The organism is Bradyrhizobium sp. USDA 4354, from assembly GCF_054060315.1.
This window is the reverse complement of record NZ_JBSSDC010000001.1, coordinates 7,895,931-7,914,522: the sequence shown is the minus strand read 5'-3', so window position 1 is coordinate 7,914,522 and position 18,592 is coordinate 7,895,931. Positions and strand designations below refer to the sequence as shown.

The 18,592-nt window shown below is 60.9% G+C and carries 16 protein-coding genes and 1 tRNA gene; 9 read left to right on the top strand and 8 right to left on the bottom strand.

Annotated elements, in window-relative coordinates; genetic code table 11:
- Nucleotides 1-12: 12 nt before the first annotated feature.
- Together ACVIIV_RS36730 and ACVIIV_RS36725 are read right to left on the bottom strand one after the other, a co-directional pair.
- A complete protein-coding gene (locus ACVIIV_RS36730) occupies nucleotides 13-1,233 on the bottom strand; it encodes an SMP-30/gluconolactonase/LRE family protein (RefSeq protein ID WP_456748557.1) in 1,221 nt (406 codons plus the stop codon).
- Nucleotides 1,234-1,455: 222 nt separating this feature from the next.
- Entirely contained in the window at nucleotides 1,456-4,134 is a 2,679-nt protein-coding gene (locus ACVIIV_RS36725; RefSeq protein WP_456748556.1) for an nSTAND1 domain-containing NTPase, read from the bottom strand.
- Between the two features lie 206 nt (nucleotides 4,135-4,340).
- On the opposite strand from ACVIIV_RS36725, the gene ACVIIV_RS36720 reads away from it, so the two are divergent.
- The 5 genes from ACVIIV_RS36720 to ACVIIV_RS36700 all read left to right on the top strand — a co-directional run bounded on the left by ACVIIV_RS36720 (nucleotide 4,341) and on the right by ACVIIV_RS36700 (nucleotide 8,936).
- Nucleotides 4,341-4,610, top strand: a complete 270-nt coding sequence (locus tag ACVIIV_RS36720; protein WP_456748920.1) for a hypothetical protein — start codon at nucleotides 4,341-4,343, stop codon at nucleotides 4,608-4,610.
- Nucleotides 4,611-5,104: 494 nt separating this feature from the next.
- Nucleotides 5,105-6,667, top strand: coding sequence for a 2-isopropylmalate synthase (locus ACVIIV_RS36715; RefSeq protein WP_456748555.1), 1,563 nt, complete (start codon nucleotides 5,105-5,107; stop codon nucleotides 6,665-6,667).
- Between the two features lie 216 nt (nucleotides 6,668-6,883).
- Entirely contained in the window at nucleotides 6,884-7,888 is a 1,005-nt protein-coding gene (locus ACVIIV_RS36710) for a TRAP transporter substrate-binding protein (protein ID WP_456748554.1), read from the top strand.
- A 196-nt stretch (nucleotides 7,889-8,084) separates the two neighbouring features.
- Nucleotides 8,085-8,693, top strand: a complete 609-nt coding sequence (locus tag ACVIIV_RS36705) for a Spy/CpxP family protein refolding chaperone (RefSeq protein ID WP_456748553.1) — start codon at nucleotides 8,085-8,087, stop codon at nucleotides 8,691-8,693.
- A 167-nt stretch (nucleotides 8,694-8,860) separates the two neighbouring features.
- Nucleotides 8,861-8,936: transfer RNA gene (locus ACVIIV_RS36700), tRNA-Lys, on the top strand.
- 412 nt (nucleotides 8,937-9,348) lie between these two features.
- On the opposite strand, the gene ACVIIV_RS36695 is transcribed toward ACVIIV_RS36700, so the two are convergent.
- Both ACVIIV_RS36695 and ACVIIV_RS36690 read right to left on the bottom strand, forming a co-directional pair.
- Nucleotides 9,349-10,392 (bottom strand): CBASS cGAMP-activated phospholipase, encoded by a 1,044-nt coding sequence (locus ACVIIV_RS36695; protein WP_456748552.1) that lies wholly within the window; start codon nucleotides 10,390-10,392, stop codon nucleotides 9,349-9,351.
- Nucleotides 10,393-10,875: 483 nt separating this feature from the next.
- The gene (locus tag ACVIIV_RS36690; protein ID WP_456748551.1) at nucleotides 10,876-12,075 is read right to left on the bottom strand and encodes a nucleotidyltransferase domain-containing protein; all 1,200 of its coding nucleotides are present in this window, start codon (nucleotides 12,073-12,075) and stop codon (nucleotides 10,876-10,878) included.
- Between the two features lie 144 nt (nucleotides 12,076-12,219).
- Between ACVIIV_RS36690 and ACVIIV_RS36685 the strand changes: the two genes are divergently transcribed.
- The 4 genes from ACVIIV_RS36685 to ACVIIV_RS36670 all read left to right on the top strand — a co-directional run bounded on the left by ACVIIV_RS36685 (nucleotide 12,220) and on the right by ACVIIV_RS36670 (nucleotide 14,853).
- Nucleotides 12,220-12,828 (top strand): hypothetical protein, encoded by a 609-nt coding sequence (locus tag ACVIIV_RS36685; RefSeq protein WP_456748550.1) that lies wholly within the window; start codon nucleotides 12,220-12,222, stop codon nucleotides 12,826-12,828.
- The gene (locus tag ACVIIV_RS36680) at nucleotides 12,825-13,250 is read left to right on the top strand and encodes a hypothetical protein (RefSeq protein ID WP_456748549.1); all 426 of its coding nucleotides are present in this window, start codon (nucleotides 12,825-12,827) and stop codon (nucleotides 13,248-13,250) included. The genes ACVIIV_RS36685 and ACVIIV_RS36680 overlap by 4 nt, the downstream gene beginning before the upstream one ends.
- A complete protein-coding gene (locus ACVIIV_RS36675) occupies nucleotides 13,247-14,002 on the top strand; it encodes an ImmA/IrrE family metallo-endopeptidase (protein WP_456748548.1) in 756 nt (251 codons plus the stop codon). The genes ACVIIV_RS36680 and ACVIIV_RS36675 overlap by 4 nt, the downstream gene beginning before the upstream one ends.
- A gap of 305 nt (nucleotides 14,003-14,307) precedes the next feature.
- Nucleotides 14,308-14,853 carry a hypothetical protein gene (locus ACVIIV_RS36670; protein ID WP_456748547.1) on the top strand — a complete coding sequence of 182 codons (546 nt, stop codon included), beginning with the start codon at nucleotides 14,308-14,310 and terminating at the stop codon, nucleotides 14,851-14,853.
- A 520-nt stretch (nucleotides 14,854-15,373) separates the two neighbouring features.
- Here the strand turns inward: ACVIIV_RS36670 and ACVIIV_RS36665 are convergent.
- Genes ACVIIV_RS36665 through ACVIIV_RS36650 form a run of 4 tightly spaced genes read right to left on the bottom strand, consistent with a single transcriptional unit; the run spans nucleotide 15,374 to nucleotide 18,574 of the window.
- Complete coding sequence (locus tag ACVIIV_RS36665) at nucleotides 15,374-16,294, bottom strand: aldo/keto reductase (RefSeq protein ID WP_456748546.1); 921 nt, start codon at nucleotides 16,292-16,294, stop codon at nucleotides 15,374-15,376.
- Nucleotides 16,291-16,887 carry an AAA family ATPase gene (locus ACVIIV_RS36660; protein WP_456748545.1) on the bottom strand — a complete coding sequence of 199 codons (597 nt, stop codon included), beginning with the start codon at nucleotides 16,885-16,887 and terminating at the stop codon, nucleotides 16,291-16,293. The genes ACVIIV_RS36665 and ACVIIV_RS36660 overlap by 4 nt, the downstream gene beginning before the upstream one ends.
- Nucleotides 16,884-17,474, bottom strand: a complete 591-nt coding sequence (locus ACVIIV_RS36655) for a 3'-5' exonuclease (protein ID WP_456748544.1) — start codon at nucleotides 17,472-17,474, stop codon at nucleotides 16,884-16,886. The genes ACVIIV_RS36660 and ACVIIV_RS36655 overlap by 4 nt, the downstream gene beginning before the upstream one ends.
- Nucleotides 17,465-18,574, bottom strand: a complete 1,110-nt coding sequence (locus tag ACVIIV_RS36650) for a radical SAM protein (protein ID WP_456748919.1) — start codon at nucleotides 18,572-18,574, stop codon at nucleotides 17,465-17,467. Before ACVIIV_RS36650 ends, ACVIIV_RS36655 begins: the two co-directional genes overlap by 10 nt.
- Between the last annotated feature and the right edge of the window lie 18 nt (nucleotides 18,575-18,592).

Genomic DNA, 18,592 nt, shown 5'->3' with positions numbered 1-18,592 from the left:
CGTTGCGCCGGCTCAGCCGGGCCCTGCGCCTTGCGTTGCCGTGTACACCGCGTAGAGCGACTGGCTCGCCGCCATGAACAGGCGGTTGCGCTTGGGGCCGCCGAAGCAGACGTTGCCGCACACTTCCGGCAGGCGGATGCGGCCGAGCAGCTTGCCCTCCGGCGACCACACCGTCACGCCGCTGTAGCCGACCGCGCGGCCGGCATTGCTGGAGGCCCAGAGATTGCCGTTGACGTCGCAGCGCAGTCCATCCGGTCCGCACTTCACGCCGTCGATCACGCAATCGCTGAACTTCTTGAGGTTCGAGAGCTTGTTGTCGCTGCCGACGTCGAACACGAAGATCTCGCCCTTGCCGCCGGGACCGGTATCGCCCGGCCCTTTGCCGGTGGAGGCGATGTAGAGCTTCTTGTAGTCCGGCGAGAAGCATAGCCCGTTCGGGTCGGGCACCTGATCCTCGGTGACGACAAGGTCGAGGCGGCCCGAGGGATCGATGCGATAGCAGTTGGTCGGCAGCTCGCGCTTGCCCGGCACGAAGCCGGCCGGCTGTCCGATCCGCGGATTGAGCTTCCCGCCCGCATTGCTCGGACCGCCCGAGCCGTCGGGCTCGCCCTCGTAGAGCTGGCCGCCATAGGGCGGATCGGTGAACCAGTAGCTGCCGTCGGGATGCGCGGCGATGTCGTTCGGTGAGTTCAGCCGCTTGCCCTGATAGGAGTCCGCCAGCACGGTGGCGGTGCCGTCATGCTCGTAGCGCGTCACCCGCCGCGTCAAATGTTCGCAGGAGAGCTGGCGGCCCTGGAAGTCGAACGAGTTGCCGTTGGAATTGTTGGACGGCGTGCGGAACACGCTGACGCGGCCGTCGTCCTCGGTCCAGCGCATCTGCCGGTTGTTGGGAATGTCGCTCCAGAGCAGATAGCGGCCTTGCGCGCTCCACGCCGGACCTTCCGCCCATAGCAGTCCGGTGTATAGCCGCTTGATCGCGGTGTTGGGCTGCGCGAGATCGTTGAAGGATGGATCGACCGCAATGATGTCGGGGTCCCAGAAGTAGGTGGTCGGCGCACCATGGGGACCGAAATCGCGCGGTGGGGTGGTGATCGTCGTCGGCGGTGCGGCGGGTCCGGTCTGGGCCAGCGCGGAGCCGGCTCCCGCTATGGTGGCGCCGGCGGCTGCGGCCAGGCCCTTGACCAGTGTTCGTCGTGAGAGTGTCGCGTCAGAGTCGCGATGTTCCTCGCTCATCGTCGTAGCCTCCCAATGTGCTGCCGGCCGGTTGATCCCAGCTCGGCAACCTTAAGGCTATTCCGGTCCGCGGCGAGTTGCGAGGGGGCGGGCGAATTCTTCGCGCGGCACAAGGCGTGCCGCAGTGCCACACTTTTGATACAATTGCCGCCGGACGCGTGGTCCACCATCCTGGAGGTGTGAGCGCAGGCCCATTCTGCCCTTGCTTCGATCACGGACAGATCAGTTCAACTTCACCAACCCCTGTTCCACCAATTTCTTGAGAATAGGGGCGGCACCGCAGGATCTTGCAATCGCGTCAGGAGCGAAAACGTGGTCACCCACGAACTTTCCTTTGGTGTAGTGATTCGTACATGCCCAGAGAAATGGTGAATTGATTTTACGTTTGCGGTAGCCGAGACCGTTGCTTTTTTCCAACTGATACAGCATTTCGCCTAACCCCCAGTTCGACGACTTCGTGAATCCGTAGAGCTCAAGAGAGTCGGCAGCACTTTCTTCCCAGGAAAAAGGCGGATTGCCGCTGCGCGGGCGGCCTGCGGGAACATGTACCGTTCTCGCAGTCAATGGATCGCCATTGTGCAGATGTCTTGTGAAATCGAAGTCGGTCTCAACACCATGTAGAATTCCGATGAAATACCACGGTACGTTCGTCTTGTTGCTAAGATCTTCATATCGCTTGCGCCCAGCCAATAGCTTTTGAGTTACGCTTTCGACCTGAGCCTCCATATTCGGCGGAATTGAGCTGGTCACGAAGAGCTGAAGCATTTCGAGCAGCACGGCATTTTGTGCGGCGAGCCGCTCCGCGATGATCCTTTGCTGGTCCGCGAGTGCCTTTTGCTTCTCCGCGTCAGCCCTGGCATTTTCCGCGAGGGTCCGCTGTGCATTGGCTTCGCGTTGCTGGACATAGGCATACATCCAGCCTCCGCCGACGACGAGCACAAGAAGCGCTGCGACCGCCAAAGCAATTCCCTGCCGGCGCAGTCGTGTGCGCGCCTGCGCCTTCTCGAGCTGGTCTTCCTGATCTTTACGTTCTCGCTCGGCCTGCGCAGCCAATTGTCTTTCGGACTCGGCGATACTGTCGGCAATGAATGCTCGCTCCGGTGCCGGCAAATTGGCGTCTGGACGCGCTTGCAGCCATTCCCGGGCTCGCTGAAGTTCACGGCCGACCAACAGGCCCCTCTCATTGGCTGTGAATAGTTCGAACATCCGACCTAGCCGCTGCCGCCAGATCATGAACTCTCGGTCTTCTGCCAGCAATTTACTGAGCGGCGGCTGTCGCAGGAGCGCTTCATGTGCGACCTCGATCACTTCGACCTCGGCTCCCGCATCAGTCCGTCGATCCCTGATCAACAAGCGGCGTTCTGCAAACCGATCGATGAGCGGCAACGTCCTGGGCGGAAGATCGTCACGTTTGGCCACGCGCCGGATGAACTGCCCCGCGTCGTTGACCTGCACCAGATGAGGTATGAAGGCCTCCCGCCACAGTACCAATTGATCGTTCTCGTCCTTCGGTAGTTCACCCCTTGCGACGCCGTCGGCGAAGGCTCCCTTCACGACTGTTTCTATGACGCCCTTGAGGTGGCCGAGCCTTTCGTAATCGGCAAGATTGAGTTCGTTGTCGGCGCTGTAATTCTCGTAAAGGTGCGCAAGCGTGAAGGCGAGAAGCGGCAGCGCATCCTGGCCGGAGACGTCCCTCAGCAATTCATCGGTCAGCCTCGGATCTAGCTTGAGGGGCTTGGGCTTGAGCAGCCGTGCTGGCCCTTCAATCACCGCGCGGTATGAGCTCTCCAACATGGCTTCCAGAGGAAAAGTGTCCTTCGGAAACTCGGCGAACTTCGCCTCTGCCTGCAGGCGGGGGAGCGCGTCCGAACGCATGGCGACCAGCGTCAACGCATTTGCGGAATCAGCCTTCAGCGTCCGGGTCAGGATATCGATGAAGTGCTTGGCTTCCGCGCGGCCATCCTCCCCGAACAGCTCCTCACCTTGGTCAATGGCGAGAATGATGGTCGGTGGCAACGCGTTCGCGCCATGCAAATCAGTTTGGTGCGCGATGTCCCGCAGCGCGTCAAAAAGCTTGAGAAGACCGGCTTCGTCCGACTCGATGAATTCCTGAATAGCGGCGCGGCTGCGCGGCAGGCCACGCTTGCGGAATTCTCCGGCAAATCGTTCCTCGCTGATCTTGCTCAGGAGGGCCTGTGCCAGCCCGAAGTCGCCCGAAATAGCGGCGCGTTCCGGCCGGATCGCAGGAAGCGGCAACCAGGTCCGGTCGTCTCGATTGAGGCGCGGCAGAAGTCCAGCACGCAGAAACGAGGACTTTCCCGATCCCGATGCTCCGAGAATGACGAGCATGCGATCGACACCGACCCGCGCGATGACGCGGATTCTGTCGAGCGCGCGCACGATCTGCCCGTCTCGCCCGAAGAAGATCGCTGCATCCTGCTCATCGAAATACGCAAACCCGGGATAAGGGGGGCGTCCAGGCTGAAGTTCGAAAGTCGATGGATCGAGCCCGGCGAGCCTTAGCCCTAACGCCAGGCGCTTATATTCATGAGCACCAGCATTAAGATCGACCCATTGCTCGTCGGTCAGGTCGAGCGGCACGTCGGACTTGTCGGCCCCGATCAGAGCAATGATGATCTTCTTGCCCATCAGGCGGGCGGTGTCGATCTCCGCCCGGCACCAACGTGAGGCAAGCCATTCGTTGGAGATAAGCGCAAGCACCACCTCGCATCTCTGCGCAGCCTTTTGAAGCGCATCTTTCCAACGCTGGCCAGCCCCGATGCCACGTTCTGGGTCAAGATCGAGAAAGACATCGTCCCAGCCATTCGCCGTCAGCCAGTCCAAAACCTCCCTGGCCCGGTCAACATCGCTGCTCGAGTGACTGATAAAGATGTTGCCCATGCATCCCAGCCTTACGGTACTCGTTCCGAGCAGAGGACCTTTCCAGGTCACCCGCGCAGGCCCGGCGCCGCAGCGGAAGGTTAGTCCGGTCCGGTGTCGGTTGCGAGGGGCGGAATCGAAACCGCTGCGCGATCGTGGGTCGCAATTTCGTCACCTTCGAATGCGTTTGGATTGCAGGGCGCTGAACGGGGATAAAGCCGGAGCTCATTGTGCAAGTTGTCGTCCTGGTCATCCTGCTCGCGATCGCATTTGCGGCGGGCTATTTCACGCGGGACCACGTCTCCCGGAAAAGGCGGGCGGAGGCACGCCGCTGGCGTGAGTACACCCAGCCGGATTGGCTCTCAGCCAACGCGCCCGCCAACACCAACGAGATCACGAACGCCGGCACGGCTGCACCCGCGGTCACCGGCGAGCTCGGCCAGATGCTGAACCGGTGGGAGAACAGGGCGCGCGCCCGCCGCACCGGCACGGGATAGGCGGGTCCTCGCAAATCTGGCAGCCTGGATGGAGCGGAAGCGAAAATCCAGGACAGTGTTCCCGCATTGCGCTTCGCTCCGTGCGGGCTACGCCCTCCGTGCGGCTTACCATCGATCTATTAGGTCACGTATATTGACCATCTTTTGGCGTTGCAGTTGCGGTCGCTTCTCGTCTAGAAACGGAACGCACTGAGCCCCTGGCAACCAACCGTCAACGGTTTTGGCCGAGGATTTGTGGCTCAAAAGGGTCCGGCAATGCTGATTCGCGGCCAAATCGAGGGGATTTCGAGGGAGGTGGCTCTGGCCGCCACCACGATCCCGGCCGCCTCGCTGCCCACCCTCCTTATTGGCGGCCTTCTTCTTACTTGCCCCTGAGGGCCGGCTGGGCGCCATGCGCCTGGGCGCTCAGGGGCTGGTCGAGATCACCGGACACCTCAAGCGCCAAGGGACTGAAACGCTCTGAACGGCGCAAACGCTCAAAAGGAAATTTAGGAATGGCCACCCAGAACAAGTCCGAGAAGGACCGCGTCATCATTTTCGACACCACGCTGCGCGACGGCGAGCAGTGCCCCGGCGCCACCATGACCTTCGAGGAAAAGCTCGAGGTCGCCGAGCTGCTGGACGACATGGGTGTCGACGTCATCGAGGCGGGATTTCCGATCACCTCCGAAGGCGACTTCCAGGCGGTCAGCGAGATCGCGCGCCGCTCCAAGAATTCGGTGATCGCCGGCCTGTCGCGCGCGCATCCCGCCGACATCGACCGCTGCGCCGAGGCGGTGAAGTTTGCAAAACGCGGCCGCGTCCACACCGTGATCGCGACCTCGCCGTTGCATATGCGGGTGAAGCTGAACAAGACCCCGGAGCAGGTGATCGAGACATCGGTCGCCATGGTCGCGCGCGCCCGCAACCAGATCGACGACGTCGAATGGTCGGCGGAAGACGGCACCCGCAGCGAGATGGACTTTCTGTGCCGCATCGTCGAGGCTGTGATCAAGGCCGGCGCCACCACGGTGAACATCCCCGACACCGTCGGCTACACGGTGCCGGAGGAATACACCCATTTCATGAAGACGCTGATCGAGCGCGTGCCGAATTCCGACAAGGCCGTGTTCTCGGTGCATTGCCATAACGACCTCGGCATGGCCGTAGCGAACTCGCTGGCCGGCATCGTCGGCGGCGCGCGTCAGGTCGAGTGCACCATCAACGGCATCGGCGAGCGCGCCGGCAACGCCGCGCTCGAAGAGATCGTGATGGCGATCAACGTGCGCAACGACAAATTCCCCTACTGGAACAAGATCGACACCACGCAGCTGACCCGCGCCTCGAAGCTGGTGTCGGCGGCGACCTCGTTTCCGGTGCAGTACAACAAGGCCATCGTCGGGCGGAACGCGTTCGCGCATGAGAGCGGCATCCACCAGGACGGCGTGCTGAAGGACGCCTCGACCTACGAGATCATGCGCCCCGAGATGGTCGGCCTGAAGCAGTCCTCGCTGGTGCTCGGCAAGCACTCCGGCCGCCACGCCTTCGTGCACAAGCTGGAGGAGATGGGCTACAAGCTCGGCCCGAACCAGCTGGAAGATGCGTTCACGCGGATGAAGGCGCTGGCCGACCGCAAGAAGGACATCTACGACGAGGACATCGAGGCGCTGGTCGATGAGGAGATGGCGGCCTCGCACGACCGCATCAAGCTGACCTCGCTGACCGTGATCGCCGGCACCCACGGCCCGCAGCGCGCGACCATGAAGCTCGACGTCGACGGCCAGATCAAGATCGAGGAGGCCGAGGGCAACGGTCCGGTGGACGCGGTCTTCAACTGCATCAAGCGCCTGGTGCCGCACGAGGCCAAGCTGGAGCTGTACCAGGTCCACGCCGTCACCGAAGGCACCGACGCACAGGCGGAAGTCTCGGTGCGGCTGTCGCAGGACGGCCGTTCGATGACCGCCCGTGCGGCGGATCCGGATACGCTGGTCGCCTCGGCCAAGGCCTATCTCGGCGCGCTCAACAAGATCGTCATGAAGCGCCAGCGCGACACGGTGACGACGGCGGCGGCGAGCTGACAAGCGAAGCTTGTCATTCCGGGGCGGCTCGAAGAGCCGAACCCGGAATCTCGAGATTCCGAGTTCGATGCTCCGCATCGCCCCGGAATGACGGCGTTCACCATGAATAGCTGCCCTGCTAAGGGCCAATAGCGGGTCCGCCTCCCAGCCGCTATTGATGCCATCGGCATAAGCCACCCGCGCGCCGGGCGGCCCAAATAACATCAGGGAGAGATTATGCGCACCTTCGCGATCGCCGCGTCCATCGCGGTTCTGGCACTCGGGCTTGCCGGGCCGGCGTCGGCCCAATCACCGATCATCATCAAATTCAGCCATGTCGTCGCCACCGACACGCCGAAGGGCAAGGGGGCGGAGAAATTCAAGGAGCTCGCCGAGAAATACACCGGCGGCAAGGTCAAGGTCGAGGTCTACCCGAACTCGACGCTCTACAAGGACAAGGAAGAGCTCGAGGCGCTCCAGCTCGGCAGCGTGCAGATGCTGGCACCGTCCAACTCCAAGTTCGGGCCGCTCGGCATCCGCGAGTTCGAGGTGTTCGATCTGCCCTATATCCTGCCCGACCTGAAGACGCTGCGGAAGGTGACGGAAGGGCCGCTCGGCACGAAGCTGCTCAAGCTGCTGGATGCCAAGGGCATCACCGGCCTTGCCTATTGGGACAACGGCTTCAAGCAGATGAGCGCGAACAAGAAGCTGATCACGCCCGCCGACTACCAGGGCGTCAAGTTCCGCATCCAGTCCTCGCGCGTGCTGCAGGCCCAGTTCAAGACGCTCGGCTCGCTGCCGCAGGTGATGGCTTTCGGCGAGGTCTACCAGGCACTGCAGACCGGCGTGGTCGACGGCCAGGAGAACACCTGGTCGAACATCTATACCCAGAAGATGCACGAGGTGCAGAAGTACATCACCGAGACCAATCACGGTTACATCGGCTACGTCGTGATCGTGAACAAGAAGTTTTGGGACGATCTGCCGGCCGACATCCGCGACCAGCTCACCAAGGCGATGAAGGAAGCGACCGACTTCAGCAACGCGCAGTCGCAAAAGGAAAACGACGACGCGCTGGCCGAGATCAAGAAGAGCGGCAAGAGCGAGGTCATCAAGCTCACGGCCGAGCAGGACGAGGCGATGCGCAAGGCGATGGAGCCAGTCTACAAGGATGCCGCAGGCCGCGTCGGCCAAGCGCTGATCGACGAGTTCCTGAAGGAAGCCAAGAGCACCACGAACTGACCTCAACGGGCGATCAACGAAGGGCATCCGCGCACCGCACGGAAGCCCTTCTTGTTGCAAATCATTTCAGTTTGCATCTGAACGGACATTCACGGCAGTTACATCTCCGTAACAACGTGCTCCCTGTCCAAGTTGTAAGTTGCGCGTCAGCCTCCTCGCGCTCATCCTCACGGGCATCCTTCCAGAGGAGGTCCGGATGAAAAAGTTCACCATCGCCGCCATCGCCGTGCTCAGCATCGCCGGCTCGGGCGCGGTCTATGCCCAATATCATCGCCCGTGGATGGAGCACGTCCGCCACATGCGCATGAACCCCGAGGACCGCGCCGCCTTCGTCGACGCGCGGATTGCCGCCGTCCATGCCGGCTTGAGGCTCAACGCCGATCAGGAGAAGCTGTGGCCGCCGGTCGAGGCTGCCGTGCGGGAGTTCGCCAAGCTGCGCATCGACCGTGCCAATGCGCGGATGAATGCCGGCCCAGGTGACACGTCGAGGGATGCCGACAAGCCGGAGGATCCGGTCGCCCGCCTGCGCCAGCGCGCAGAGGACATGGGTGCGACTTCCGCGGCCCTGAAGAAGATCGCCGATGCCGCCGATCCGCTCTACAAGACCCTGGACGAGGGCCAGAAACGGCGCCTCGCCGTGCTGACCCGGCACCGCGGCCCGTTCGGCGGCGGCGAGGACGGCCCGCGCCACCACCACTTCAGGGAGCGCATGGACCGCATGATGGAACGGGGCATGGACCACTTCCACCATGACCGCCTCGACCGTGACGGCGGCGAGGGCCGGGACCGCGAGGGCCGGCTCTGAACGGGCCGGTTTTTTGAGCCATTAGCCCTGGCGAAGCCGCTGGAATCCAGCGGCTTTTCGCATTTCCGGTCCCGTGGACGAAGCCTTGGAAAACTTGCGTCCGATCGCTTGCCAGACCCGGATCGCTTTGCTAAACGACCGGCCTCGCAAGGCATTGACCGCCTTTCGGGCGCATAGCTCAGTTGGTAGAGCAGCTGACTCTTAATCAGCGGGTCCCAGGTTCGAGCCCTGGTGCGCCCACCATATAAATCAAGACCTTAGCGAGAGAAACCGTTTGAGAAGACCGAACTAAAACGGTTTTTCAAACGGTGTTTTTGGCGGTCGGTCGGCGAGTCCACTCTCGGCATTGTGATCTGCGCTACTCGTCTCGGCCGAGCCAAGGCGACTCGAATGTCGCCCGACAGAACTAGTTCCTCAATTTCATATCCGGGTCAGAGCCGTCCGAGATAGCCGGCATTTTCCCGCTTCTGCTCTATGTCATCGGCGACGCATTGAGTTTGCAAACCAGAATCAACGTTACGGAGATAGATCTCGCTTTTGAGGAATGCGATTTCATTCCAGCTTGCTCTCCTCGACGTCGATATACCATGACCTCGGCCTGCATCGTTGTAACTCCAGCGGTAACTGCGTCGTTTGAGTGCGTCCACGACGGTCATCAGGCCGCTGGATAGAGCGCGGACTTGTTGCGCTTGAGGTCGGTCTTCGCACTGTTCAGCGAGTGACAGGGGACAAACTCCTCCGCCTGCTCGGCAAAGAAGTGCGGCCGCAGGATCGGAATCTGCTCGCGAGCCTCGGTGAAGCCGCGATTCTTCATCTCGGCGATGCGTTCGGCATTATCCAGGGTATACCGTCCCAACGGAGCAGTTTGATCGATCCGCCAGATCGCACGTCGATGGTGGACATCGCCGGTGATGATCTTTGCGGTGCCCATCGCGCTGTGGGACTGACCAGCCATGAACAGGCGCACCATCGACGTCGCCATGGGTAGCTTACCCTTCCACCGCGGCGGCGCCTTTACGTCATTGATCGTTCCTATGCTGAGGATCTTCAGCCGATCCGCCGGCCAGCCGAGCATCCCGATGGCTTCGATCGAGGCGACGCCGATCGGATTGTTCGCCCAAACACCGCCGTCAACGAGATCGATGGAATCCTCGGTCGTGTGTGGGTTCAGGAAGGTCGGGGCTGCGGCAGTTGCCATCGCGGCGTCGACCGCTGAAACCTTGTAGTCGGTTTCGAGGCGCGGATGGTGGGCGGTCTTGTAGATGTAGACGCGTTCGAGCATCGGATGCCATGCCGGCACTACCAAGCGGATCCGGCTTTCGCCAACTCTCCGATCGCCGAGCACACCTACGAGCGCGTCGTGCAGCGGCTTGGAGGAATATTTCGAGGCGAACAAGTGACGCGCCCCTCGCCACCGCTGCAATGCGAAGTTCACAATGGCGCCGTGCTCCTGCCCAAAGATGGCGGGACCCTGTTCTTCGTAGAGTTTGAGGATGTCCTTCGCTGACAAGCCGAGCCCGAGCCCGATGGCAATGATGCCGCCGGTGGAGGTTCCTGCGATCAGGTCAAAATAAGACGCGATCGGCGCGTCGAGATGATCCTCAAGCTTGGCTAAGAAGGCAGCCGGGAAGACACCGCGGATACCCCCGCCGTCGATGGACAGGATTCGGTAGGCGGTCGGCATGTCGTCGTGGCTCATGTAATCCCTCCAATTCTATCTCTAAAACGCGGCCTCGGCCGACGGCCGAGCTCTTGATCGGGTCCAGAAGGATGAGCGCCTCCGCCCTTCCATTCGCCGCACGCCAGCCAGTCTTCGAAATACCAAAGCCAAAGCACGCTCCACGGCACGATCGTCCGATCAATCCGCATCCAGGGTTGCCACTCCGAAGTTCCGGGCAAGTAGAGACACAAGCGCGTCGGATTGCGATAGACGTGGGGTAGGTCGCGTCCGCCGGAGAGCATTGCGAGATCCGGCGTCTCGACGAAGATGCGCGGCGATTGGTCTTGCGCCATTTCGATGCTGACGCGGTAGACCCTGCTCAGAGGCGAGGGAGAAGTGTCGAACCTCCAGACGAAAGCGCCGGCCCGCAGCACGCCGTCGCCGGAGCTCAACGGATTGGCTCTCAGGTTCACGTACTGCTGTGCTGCTGTCAGCGGCTTCCGGCGTCCCAATCGCATTCCGTCACCGCGCGTCGCCGAAGAAGGTGTTGCCCCGGACGGGTGTTGCACCGACTGCCGTCCCCAAAATTAAGCCCGCCGGCTTCGCCACCGAGAGGTTACTGCCGGATCGGGCGGTGCTGACGCGAGCGGTGAGCGCATCCATCGCAGCATTCGCCGGCGAGCGTCCGACGATGTCGCCCAGCAGGCGGCGAACGTCGTCGAGCCCCTCCGCCGCGGCAAGGCGCTCGACGTCGGCGATCAACTTGCTGTGCCACTGGAAGAACGCGGCCGCGCGCTCCGGGTGCTTGTTCCATTTCTCGCAGAAGTTCTCGCCGACCGTGGTCTGGTTCCAGAGATACCATTGTACGCCGGCGTCAGTGACGCGGGTCTCGATCAGGTCCGGCATGCGGCGCAGCAGGTCGACGATCAGGTCGAGTTCGTGGTCATACACCAGGTTGCCTACGCAGAACTCGTACACCCGCGACGCCAGCGTCGTGATGATGATCGACAGAGGTGCCAGGCCGTCGGTGTCATCAATGAATTCGAGATCGCGGTGACGCTTCGCAATCTGCACGGTCCGGCGCAGGAGGCCCTTCAGCTTCATTGGCTCGGGATAGGGCTCCACAGAGTCCTTCGCGAGGGTGCCGCCCAGGGTCCGCCCGAAGGCGGAGCGGATGCGCGCCCGCAGCTTGGCGCGGCGCTCGAACTTCGCGCGGTACCCCATGGGGTTCGACGCCTTCCAGGACTTCAACGTCTTGTCGGGAACGAGTTCGCCGCCGAGCGGACAGCCGGGGTTGGGGATGCTGGGGGTGATGTCCAGGTGGAATTCGTTGGCGTAGTTGAGCCGCCAGCAGCGGGGCATTTCCTCCAGCAGGGGGGCGTAGTGGCCGTTCGCGCGGAGATGGTCCCCGATGCGGCCCTTAAGCATCGCGGGCGAGATGGCAATGTCGATATCCGGCACATGCGCCACGAGATCGACGTCGTACTCGGCGATACCGATCGGCTTGACGGTCGTACCGATCGCCACCGAGCCCTGGAGCCGGATGGCGATTTCGAGCAGCAGAGGGTCATCGGACCGCGACAGCCAGTCGCCGACGCCTTCATAGCGCTGCTGCGCGACCTCGCGCTGATGGGACGACGGCTCGAGATGCTGGCAAGCCTCCTCGATGAGGTCTGCCAGTTGCGACTGGCGCAGCTGCGCCCGTTCTGCTATGTAATTCATTGTTTTGACACCGGTTTTCGAATGATTGCCCCCGGTTTCATCGAAACCGGTCGCCTCTACACATGCATGCCGGCCAGTTGCGCGTTTCGGACTCCATTTTTTTGTCCGAAAGAAATTTTTGGCCGGCATAGGATGCGTGAAGCCATGGACGACATCAGCGTGCCGCCTCCCCAAGCATCGGCCTCCGCGACCGAGCACCTGACCTACGACGAGGTGGTGTCGGCGTTGGACGGGCTGACGCCGCTCGACTTTGCTCGCCTGGACGCCATCGAACGCCGCTACCTTGGTGGGACCGACTTCGCCGAGGGTGACTTGCTGCAGGAGGCGATGTGTTCAGCGCTCTTCGAAGAGAAGCGTTGCCCGCGGATCACCAGGTTCATGGCCTTCCTGGTCCAGTCGATGCGGAACATCGCCGGCCACCGCCGCATCCGCCTTGAGCAACAGGTTCCGGTGGAGGATGTGACGACCGCTGAGCGCAAGTCGAAGTTCGAGTTGAAAGCTTCGGGACCGAGCCCGGAGGACGTGGCGATCCGGGTGGAACAGGATCGGCGGGCATCGGAGGTCTGTGCTGCGCTGAACGTGCACTACGGCGCCGACGAGGAGATGAGCATGGTGCTACTCGGCTGGGATAACGACATGAGGGGCGAGGCGCTGCGGGATTTTCTTGGCGTCGACCAGGCGCGCCTGGACTACGTGATCAAGAAGATCCGGCGCATTGCCCGTCGGGAGTATCCGAAGGGATGGCAACGATGAGCAGAGATCCGACAGACCTTGAGAAATTGTCAAAGCTCGACCGGGCCATCGACGACAGCATCCTTGAAGCGTCAGAAGCCGATCTGCGCGAAGACTTCAAGGAAGCCGGCGATGATTTCGACAAGGCGGTGGCCCGCGCCGGCCGCGCTTTGGAGCAGGCGAAGGTGCGGGCCGCTCGCTTGCGTTTCAAACGGGCTCAGGATGCATCGAAGGCATACCGTGAGCAGGAGAACGTCAAGACCTTCGACCTTACGAAGTCGCGTCGTCGTCTCGATGGAATGCGATCCGGTGAGATCCCTCATTCAATGATGGCTGCGCGCAAGGGTGGCAAGCTCTCGGAGCGCGATGAGGAGAACCTGTTGAAGGATCTGGCGCAGCTTGAGGCGCTTGAAAATGAGGACAAGGAAGAAGGGCAAGAATGACCCCGGCAGAGCGCCTGCTTGTTGGACTCGGGATCGAAGAGCCCAAAGATATTGACCTGGACGCCATCGCTTGGACGCAGGGCGCAGTGGTCAATTACAGGCCGATCGACAATTGCGAAGCCACGATCGTGGGATCGAAGAAGCGCGCTGTCATTTCAGTCAATAGCCTCAGCATGCGCCAGCGTCGCCGCTTTTCCCTCGGACACGAACTTGGACATTGGCACTATGACCGCGGAAAGGTTCTTTTCTGCGGCAAGAATGACGTCTGCAATTTCAGGAATGATGCGCTCAGTCCAGAGCGGCGTGCCGACGACTTCGCCTCTGATCTGATCCTTCCGAATTTCATGGTTCTTCCGCGACTTCGAAAGATGAAGCGCCTCACTTTGGCGGCGTCCAGGGAGTTGGCGGATGAGTTCGACGTCAGTCTCACGGCCACGCTCGTGAAGATGACCGCGTTGAACCACTTCCCCATGGTCATTGTTTGCCACAACAGGCGGGAGCGCCTCTGGTACAAGACATCACCGATGATCGCGGAATGGTGGCGCCCCGTCAGGGCGCTGGACGATCAGTCGTTTGCCGCCGACATGCTGTTCAGGGGCGCCGACGAGCAGAGCTTTCCCCGAAAGAATCCGGCCGATGCCTGGTTCGATTTCAAGGGATGTGATCGGTACGAGGTGGAGGAGCAGTCGTTCCTTCTCCCGGACGACGAGATCCTGACCGTGCTCACGCTCCCCCGACGGGCGATCGCGTAGGCCTTGAATTTACCCGTTCGAGCCGACCTTCTTGTTGTGGCGATCGGCCTGATTTGGAGAGTTTGATTCGAAAGCCGCCTCACGGTTGCGATCGGCGGCTTTCTTAATTAGATGATTTGTTACTCAGCCCATCTGGCCGACGTCACATTCGGGATGGTGTTCCCCGGAAGGAGGCGCTGTCCCCGCGGCCTCCAATGCGGCCTTCGTTAGAAGGGCGCGATCAGGCTGAGGATCCCGGTCTTTCCGGCGTGCAATAGCTTCCGGCGGCCTCCCAGGGTGCTGGTTCAAAACAGCGATGGATTGTCTTGGCGGTCAGTTGGGGAATTTTCAAGATCGGCGAGAAGTCGTACGATCTCCGGCATCTGGACGAGACGGTCATTTCGATCGAGCTCAACGGTGAGCAGCAAGATATTTTGGTGGAGTTTTCCGATCACTGCTTCACCGAGGATGCTACCGAGGGCGACAAACGACCCAAGTTTGCTCCATGCTCGAGGAAGGATGGTCGCTTCTGCGAGAAGCGGTATCTGGCCTCGTTGGATATTTGGGCGCACATTGAGCAGGCTGTGAATGGGGCGGTATGGCTCGGCGAAAGCGACCGCTGTCTCGTTGTGAGATTGGCTGCGGGGGAGGGCGAAGACCCGCTTCACTATGTGATTCCATTCACGCTTGAGCGGTGGAAGGGAGACAAGCGCGCCAAGTTGAGGATGCGGGTCCGGAGCGCGTTTGTGCGCGATTCAAGCAGGCGGGTCGCAACGTTCGGTCAGGTGAAATTTGCGACCTTGGTCAATCTGACGCTGAAGGGGCAGTCGCCACGCCGCAGCTTCGATCGGAATCGAAAGAGACCGTGGTAGAAAAACGAACAGGCCCTTTCGGGCCTGTGCGACATCGTGAGATGTCTCGGGGCGAACCTCTTGACCCCTTTCGGGGCTGCCCATCTCATGAGATGGCCCTGACGTTTCCATCAGGAGGGGCTGGTTGTGCTCACGCCCTATGTCCAGCGATCTCTACGCAATCTAGTGTATCCGCAGTGGAAATTCAACGATCTTTTGGACCCTGGTTCCCTGCCCAAGTATCGCTCGCTCTGGGGTTCCATTCAACGCAAGCGATTGAAAATAATTACAAATTCAAGGCCTGTCGTCCGCCGCTCGCGCTCCCCACGCCAAGAGAATGGTCACCATATGATCCTGTGAAGGGCACAAGCCTGCCTTCGGGAACCCGTCCCTCATTGAGGAACCCCATTCACCTGAATCACAGGATTGGGCATCCGTCACACGCAACTTTTGCATGAGATGAAGCCGCATTGCACCCAAAAAGAATAGTACCGTGAAAGATCTAAGCGTATTGCGTACTTCAGAAGGCCTATTGCCGTGACTACCCGTCCGTCTTGCCGATCAGGTTGAGGTCGGCAAATTCGCGGCTCGTGAGAATGAGATCCGCGGCACGAACATTGGTTTTCAGCTGTTCCAAGCTCGTTGCGCTGGGAATGACGCGGACGGAAGGGCTCTTGGCAAGCAACCATGCCAGCGAAATCACTGCAGGTGAAATCGATCGGGCAGTCGAGATGCGCCAGAGCGGTTCAAGCTGGCCATTCAACGCAGCGAGGCGCTCAGGCTGATAGCGAAGGTCCTTGCCCCGATAGTCCGAAGGGGGCCGCCGGTGATCCGTCGGAAGCGGGCCGGCAAGCAGTCCGCGGCCGAGCGGGGAATGGCAGACAAGCTCGGTAGAAGTCCTCAGCAAGTCTGGCACAAGGGCTTCTTCGGGGGCGCGCTGGATTAAGGAGAATTCGTTTTGGACGAATGATATTGGATGGATGGTCGACGCACGATGCAGTGCTGCTGCATCCGTGGCGGACAGGCCAAGATGTAACACTTTGCCTTCCCGGACCAGATCCGACATTGTGCCGACGACTTCCTCGACCGGTACCGCCGGATCCGGCCGGTGCTGGTACAGCACATCCAAATGGTCCCGCCGCAATCGTCGCAGCGAGCCTTCCACCGCAAGGCGGATCGAATGTGGTCTGCTGTCCAGTCCGACAATCCTGCCGTCCTGAATGCGATAGCCGAATTTTGAGGCAATCTCGACGTGCGCCTGATCGGAGCCCAGTGCGTCGGCAAGCAACTCCTCATTCAGATAAGGACCATAAAGCTCCGCCGTGTCGAAATGTGTGATCCCAAGTTCAAGGGCATGCCGAACGATCTTGATGGCTCGCTCGCGCTCGATAGGCCCGTAAATGCCTGTGAGTGGCATGCATCCGAGACCGATGCGGCGCAGAGACGACGGATTGTCGGTCATGAGTTTTCAGAAAGCCGGCGATGAGGCGCGATGTGGTCAACGACGCTTTGGGCGATCACGGTGCGATTGGACGAGGTCAAAGTTAGGGCCGAGGGTACAACGCCACTTACCAGCGTCTCGATCCATCGCGCGGCGGCGTCACGAAAGTCGGGATCCTGGTCCCTGCCTTGGCCGAGCTCAATTCGACTGTCGAGAGAGGTCTTGATCAGCACATCATAGAGGGGGGTGTGCGCGTTCGCGATCTCGCTCAAGGCATCAAGGCGCCGCTTCTCGATCTTTCTGCCAGTCAACTCGAGCGCTGCTCGCAGATAGCCCAGAGCGTCAATGACCGGACGATCGACCAGAATGACGTCAAAAGACAGAGATGCCTCGGCTTCCAGACGCATGCACTCGGTCATGATCCACAACGTGCTTTCGTACGTGTGATCCCTGAGAATCGGAAATCCAAGGGCCTTCGCCCTCGTCGCGAAGTCGCCGATCCGAGTGACGCGCAAATTGAGCGGCTTTAGCTCGCGTTGCATTGCCTCGAAGAACGACGACTTGCCGGTTGAATGCGTCCCGGTAATTCCGATCTTGACGGGCAACAAGCTCACAGCAGAGATCCCTGCCGTGGGTCGAGAATGTTTGCGTCCCGGATCGCCTTGGCACGGTCGCTCCGCGACAGCGGTGAGAGCAGTTCGAGGAACAGCAGGGCCGTCAGGGTGGTGTCGTAGAGCGCCGAATGATGGCGTCGACCAGTCATGTGTGCGGCCTTGTTGGCTAGTCCGAGTTCTGCTCCTAAATTTGCCAAACCGTAGGATGCCAGCCCCGGCTTGAGCGCCTTGGCAAGTCTCAAGGTGTCGATGGCGGCTCGGGGCACCCAATCGGGCAGAGATCGCGCGAGGATTTCGACCTCAATCTTGACGTTGTGGCCGACAATAGCAACGCCCTCGATCCACGTGAGGACATCATCGGCGATATCGTCGAAAAATGGAGCATCGGCAACGTCGTCATCGGTCAGGCCGTGGATCCGCGTTGCCGTGGGCTTGATCCCGTGACCAGGCTGAACAAACCAGTGGCGCTGGTTGTCGGTCAAAGCAAAGCCTTTGAGCTCCAACATCGCCAGTTCGACGATCTCGGGCGGACTTCCGCCACTGCCTTCGACGTCGACGACCCAGAAATGGTCAGTCTCTACTTCCATCCAAGCTCCGCTCGTCCATGCCGCCCGAACCTGTGGGGATGGGCTCTATCATGAACCTGATAGTTCAAGCTGTGTTGAATGAAATAGCGCTGCTGCTCCGAGCTATTGCTCAATTCGATTCGGCGGTCATCAATTGCGACATGGTCCGTCTCCAACTTGGCGATGGCAGCAAGTTCCTTCACTTGCGTAACCTCGGGTTTGCGGTGGACCAGGGCGCACCGCGCGATCTGTTCGGGCGGACAAATATCGCAGATTTCGTGTATGCCATAGTGTCCGTTGTAGTCGGAGCTGTGGTGCACATAAGCCACCCCGCAGGACGTCTTGCGGAACAGGGGATGGCCGGCGAACGCATCGACGACGCGCTTTTCCGTCTCGGCCGGCAGGATTTTTCGACGAGCAATTTCTGGATAGATATCGGGGACGCCGGAAAGACGCAGATGTTCGCGAATCTCGGCGCGATGAAACAGGCCGGTGAAGACGGTGGCATCGGCAAGCGAAGACAGCGTAAGCGCGCGGCTGATATGCTGGTCGCTGTCATTGAGCCCCGCGATCAGAGGTCGCCAGTATAGAATCGTTTTTGTTCTGGTGGCTTGCTCATGCAAGATGCGTAGCGAGTTTTCGGCATGAACACTGTCGACGGGCTCGATCCGATCGTCCTCGATGCCCGACCAGGTGACGAGGATCGTCAGTCGTAAGTTTTGCAATCGATCCAGGCGTTCGACGTCCGGTCGGTCGATTTTCCACCGGCTGATTACCAGGACAGGATTGGTGAGCTGCCTTTGATCCAACAGCTCGAGCGTCGCGAACAGATGATCCTTCACCCCTGGCAGGAACGGGTCGGTCGCGCGGTTGAAAATTTGAATGGGCGTCGTGTGCGGCCGAAACGCCCAATGGCCGACCAGAAGGTCGACCGCCTCACCGTCGTTCAGTACCAGATGAGGCTGCTTCATCTCAAAGTTCTGGAACAGATGACGCACGCAGTAGCCGCAGTCGAGTGGGCAGCCCACCACGTGGTTCAGGCTGAGGCCGGACTTCCGGTATTCGACCACGTTTTTGAGGGACGGCGGCAGGTCGGATGGCGCGGGTCGTATGATTGGCACGGGCAATAGCGGGTTCTA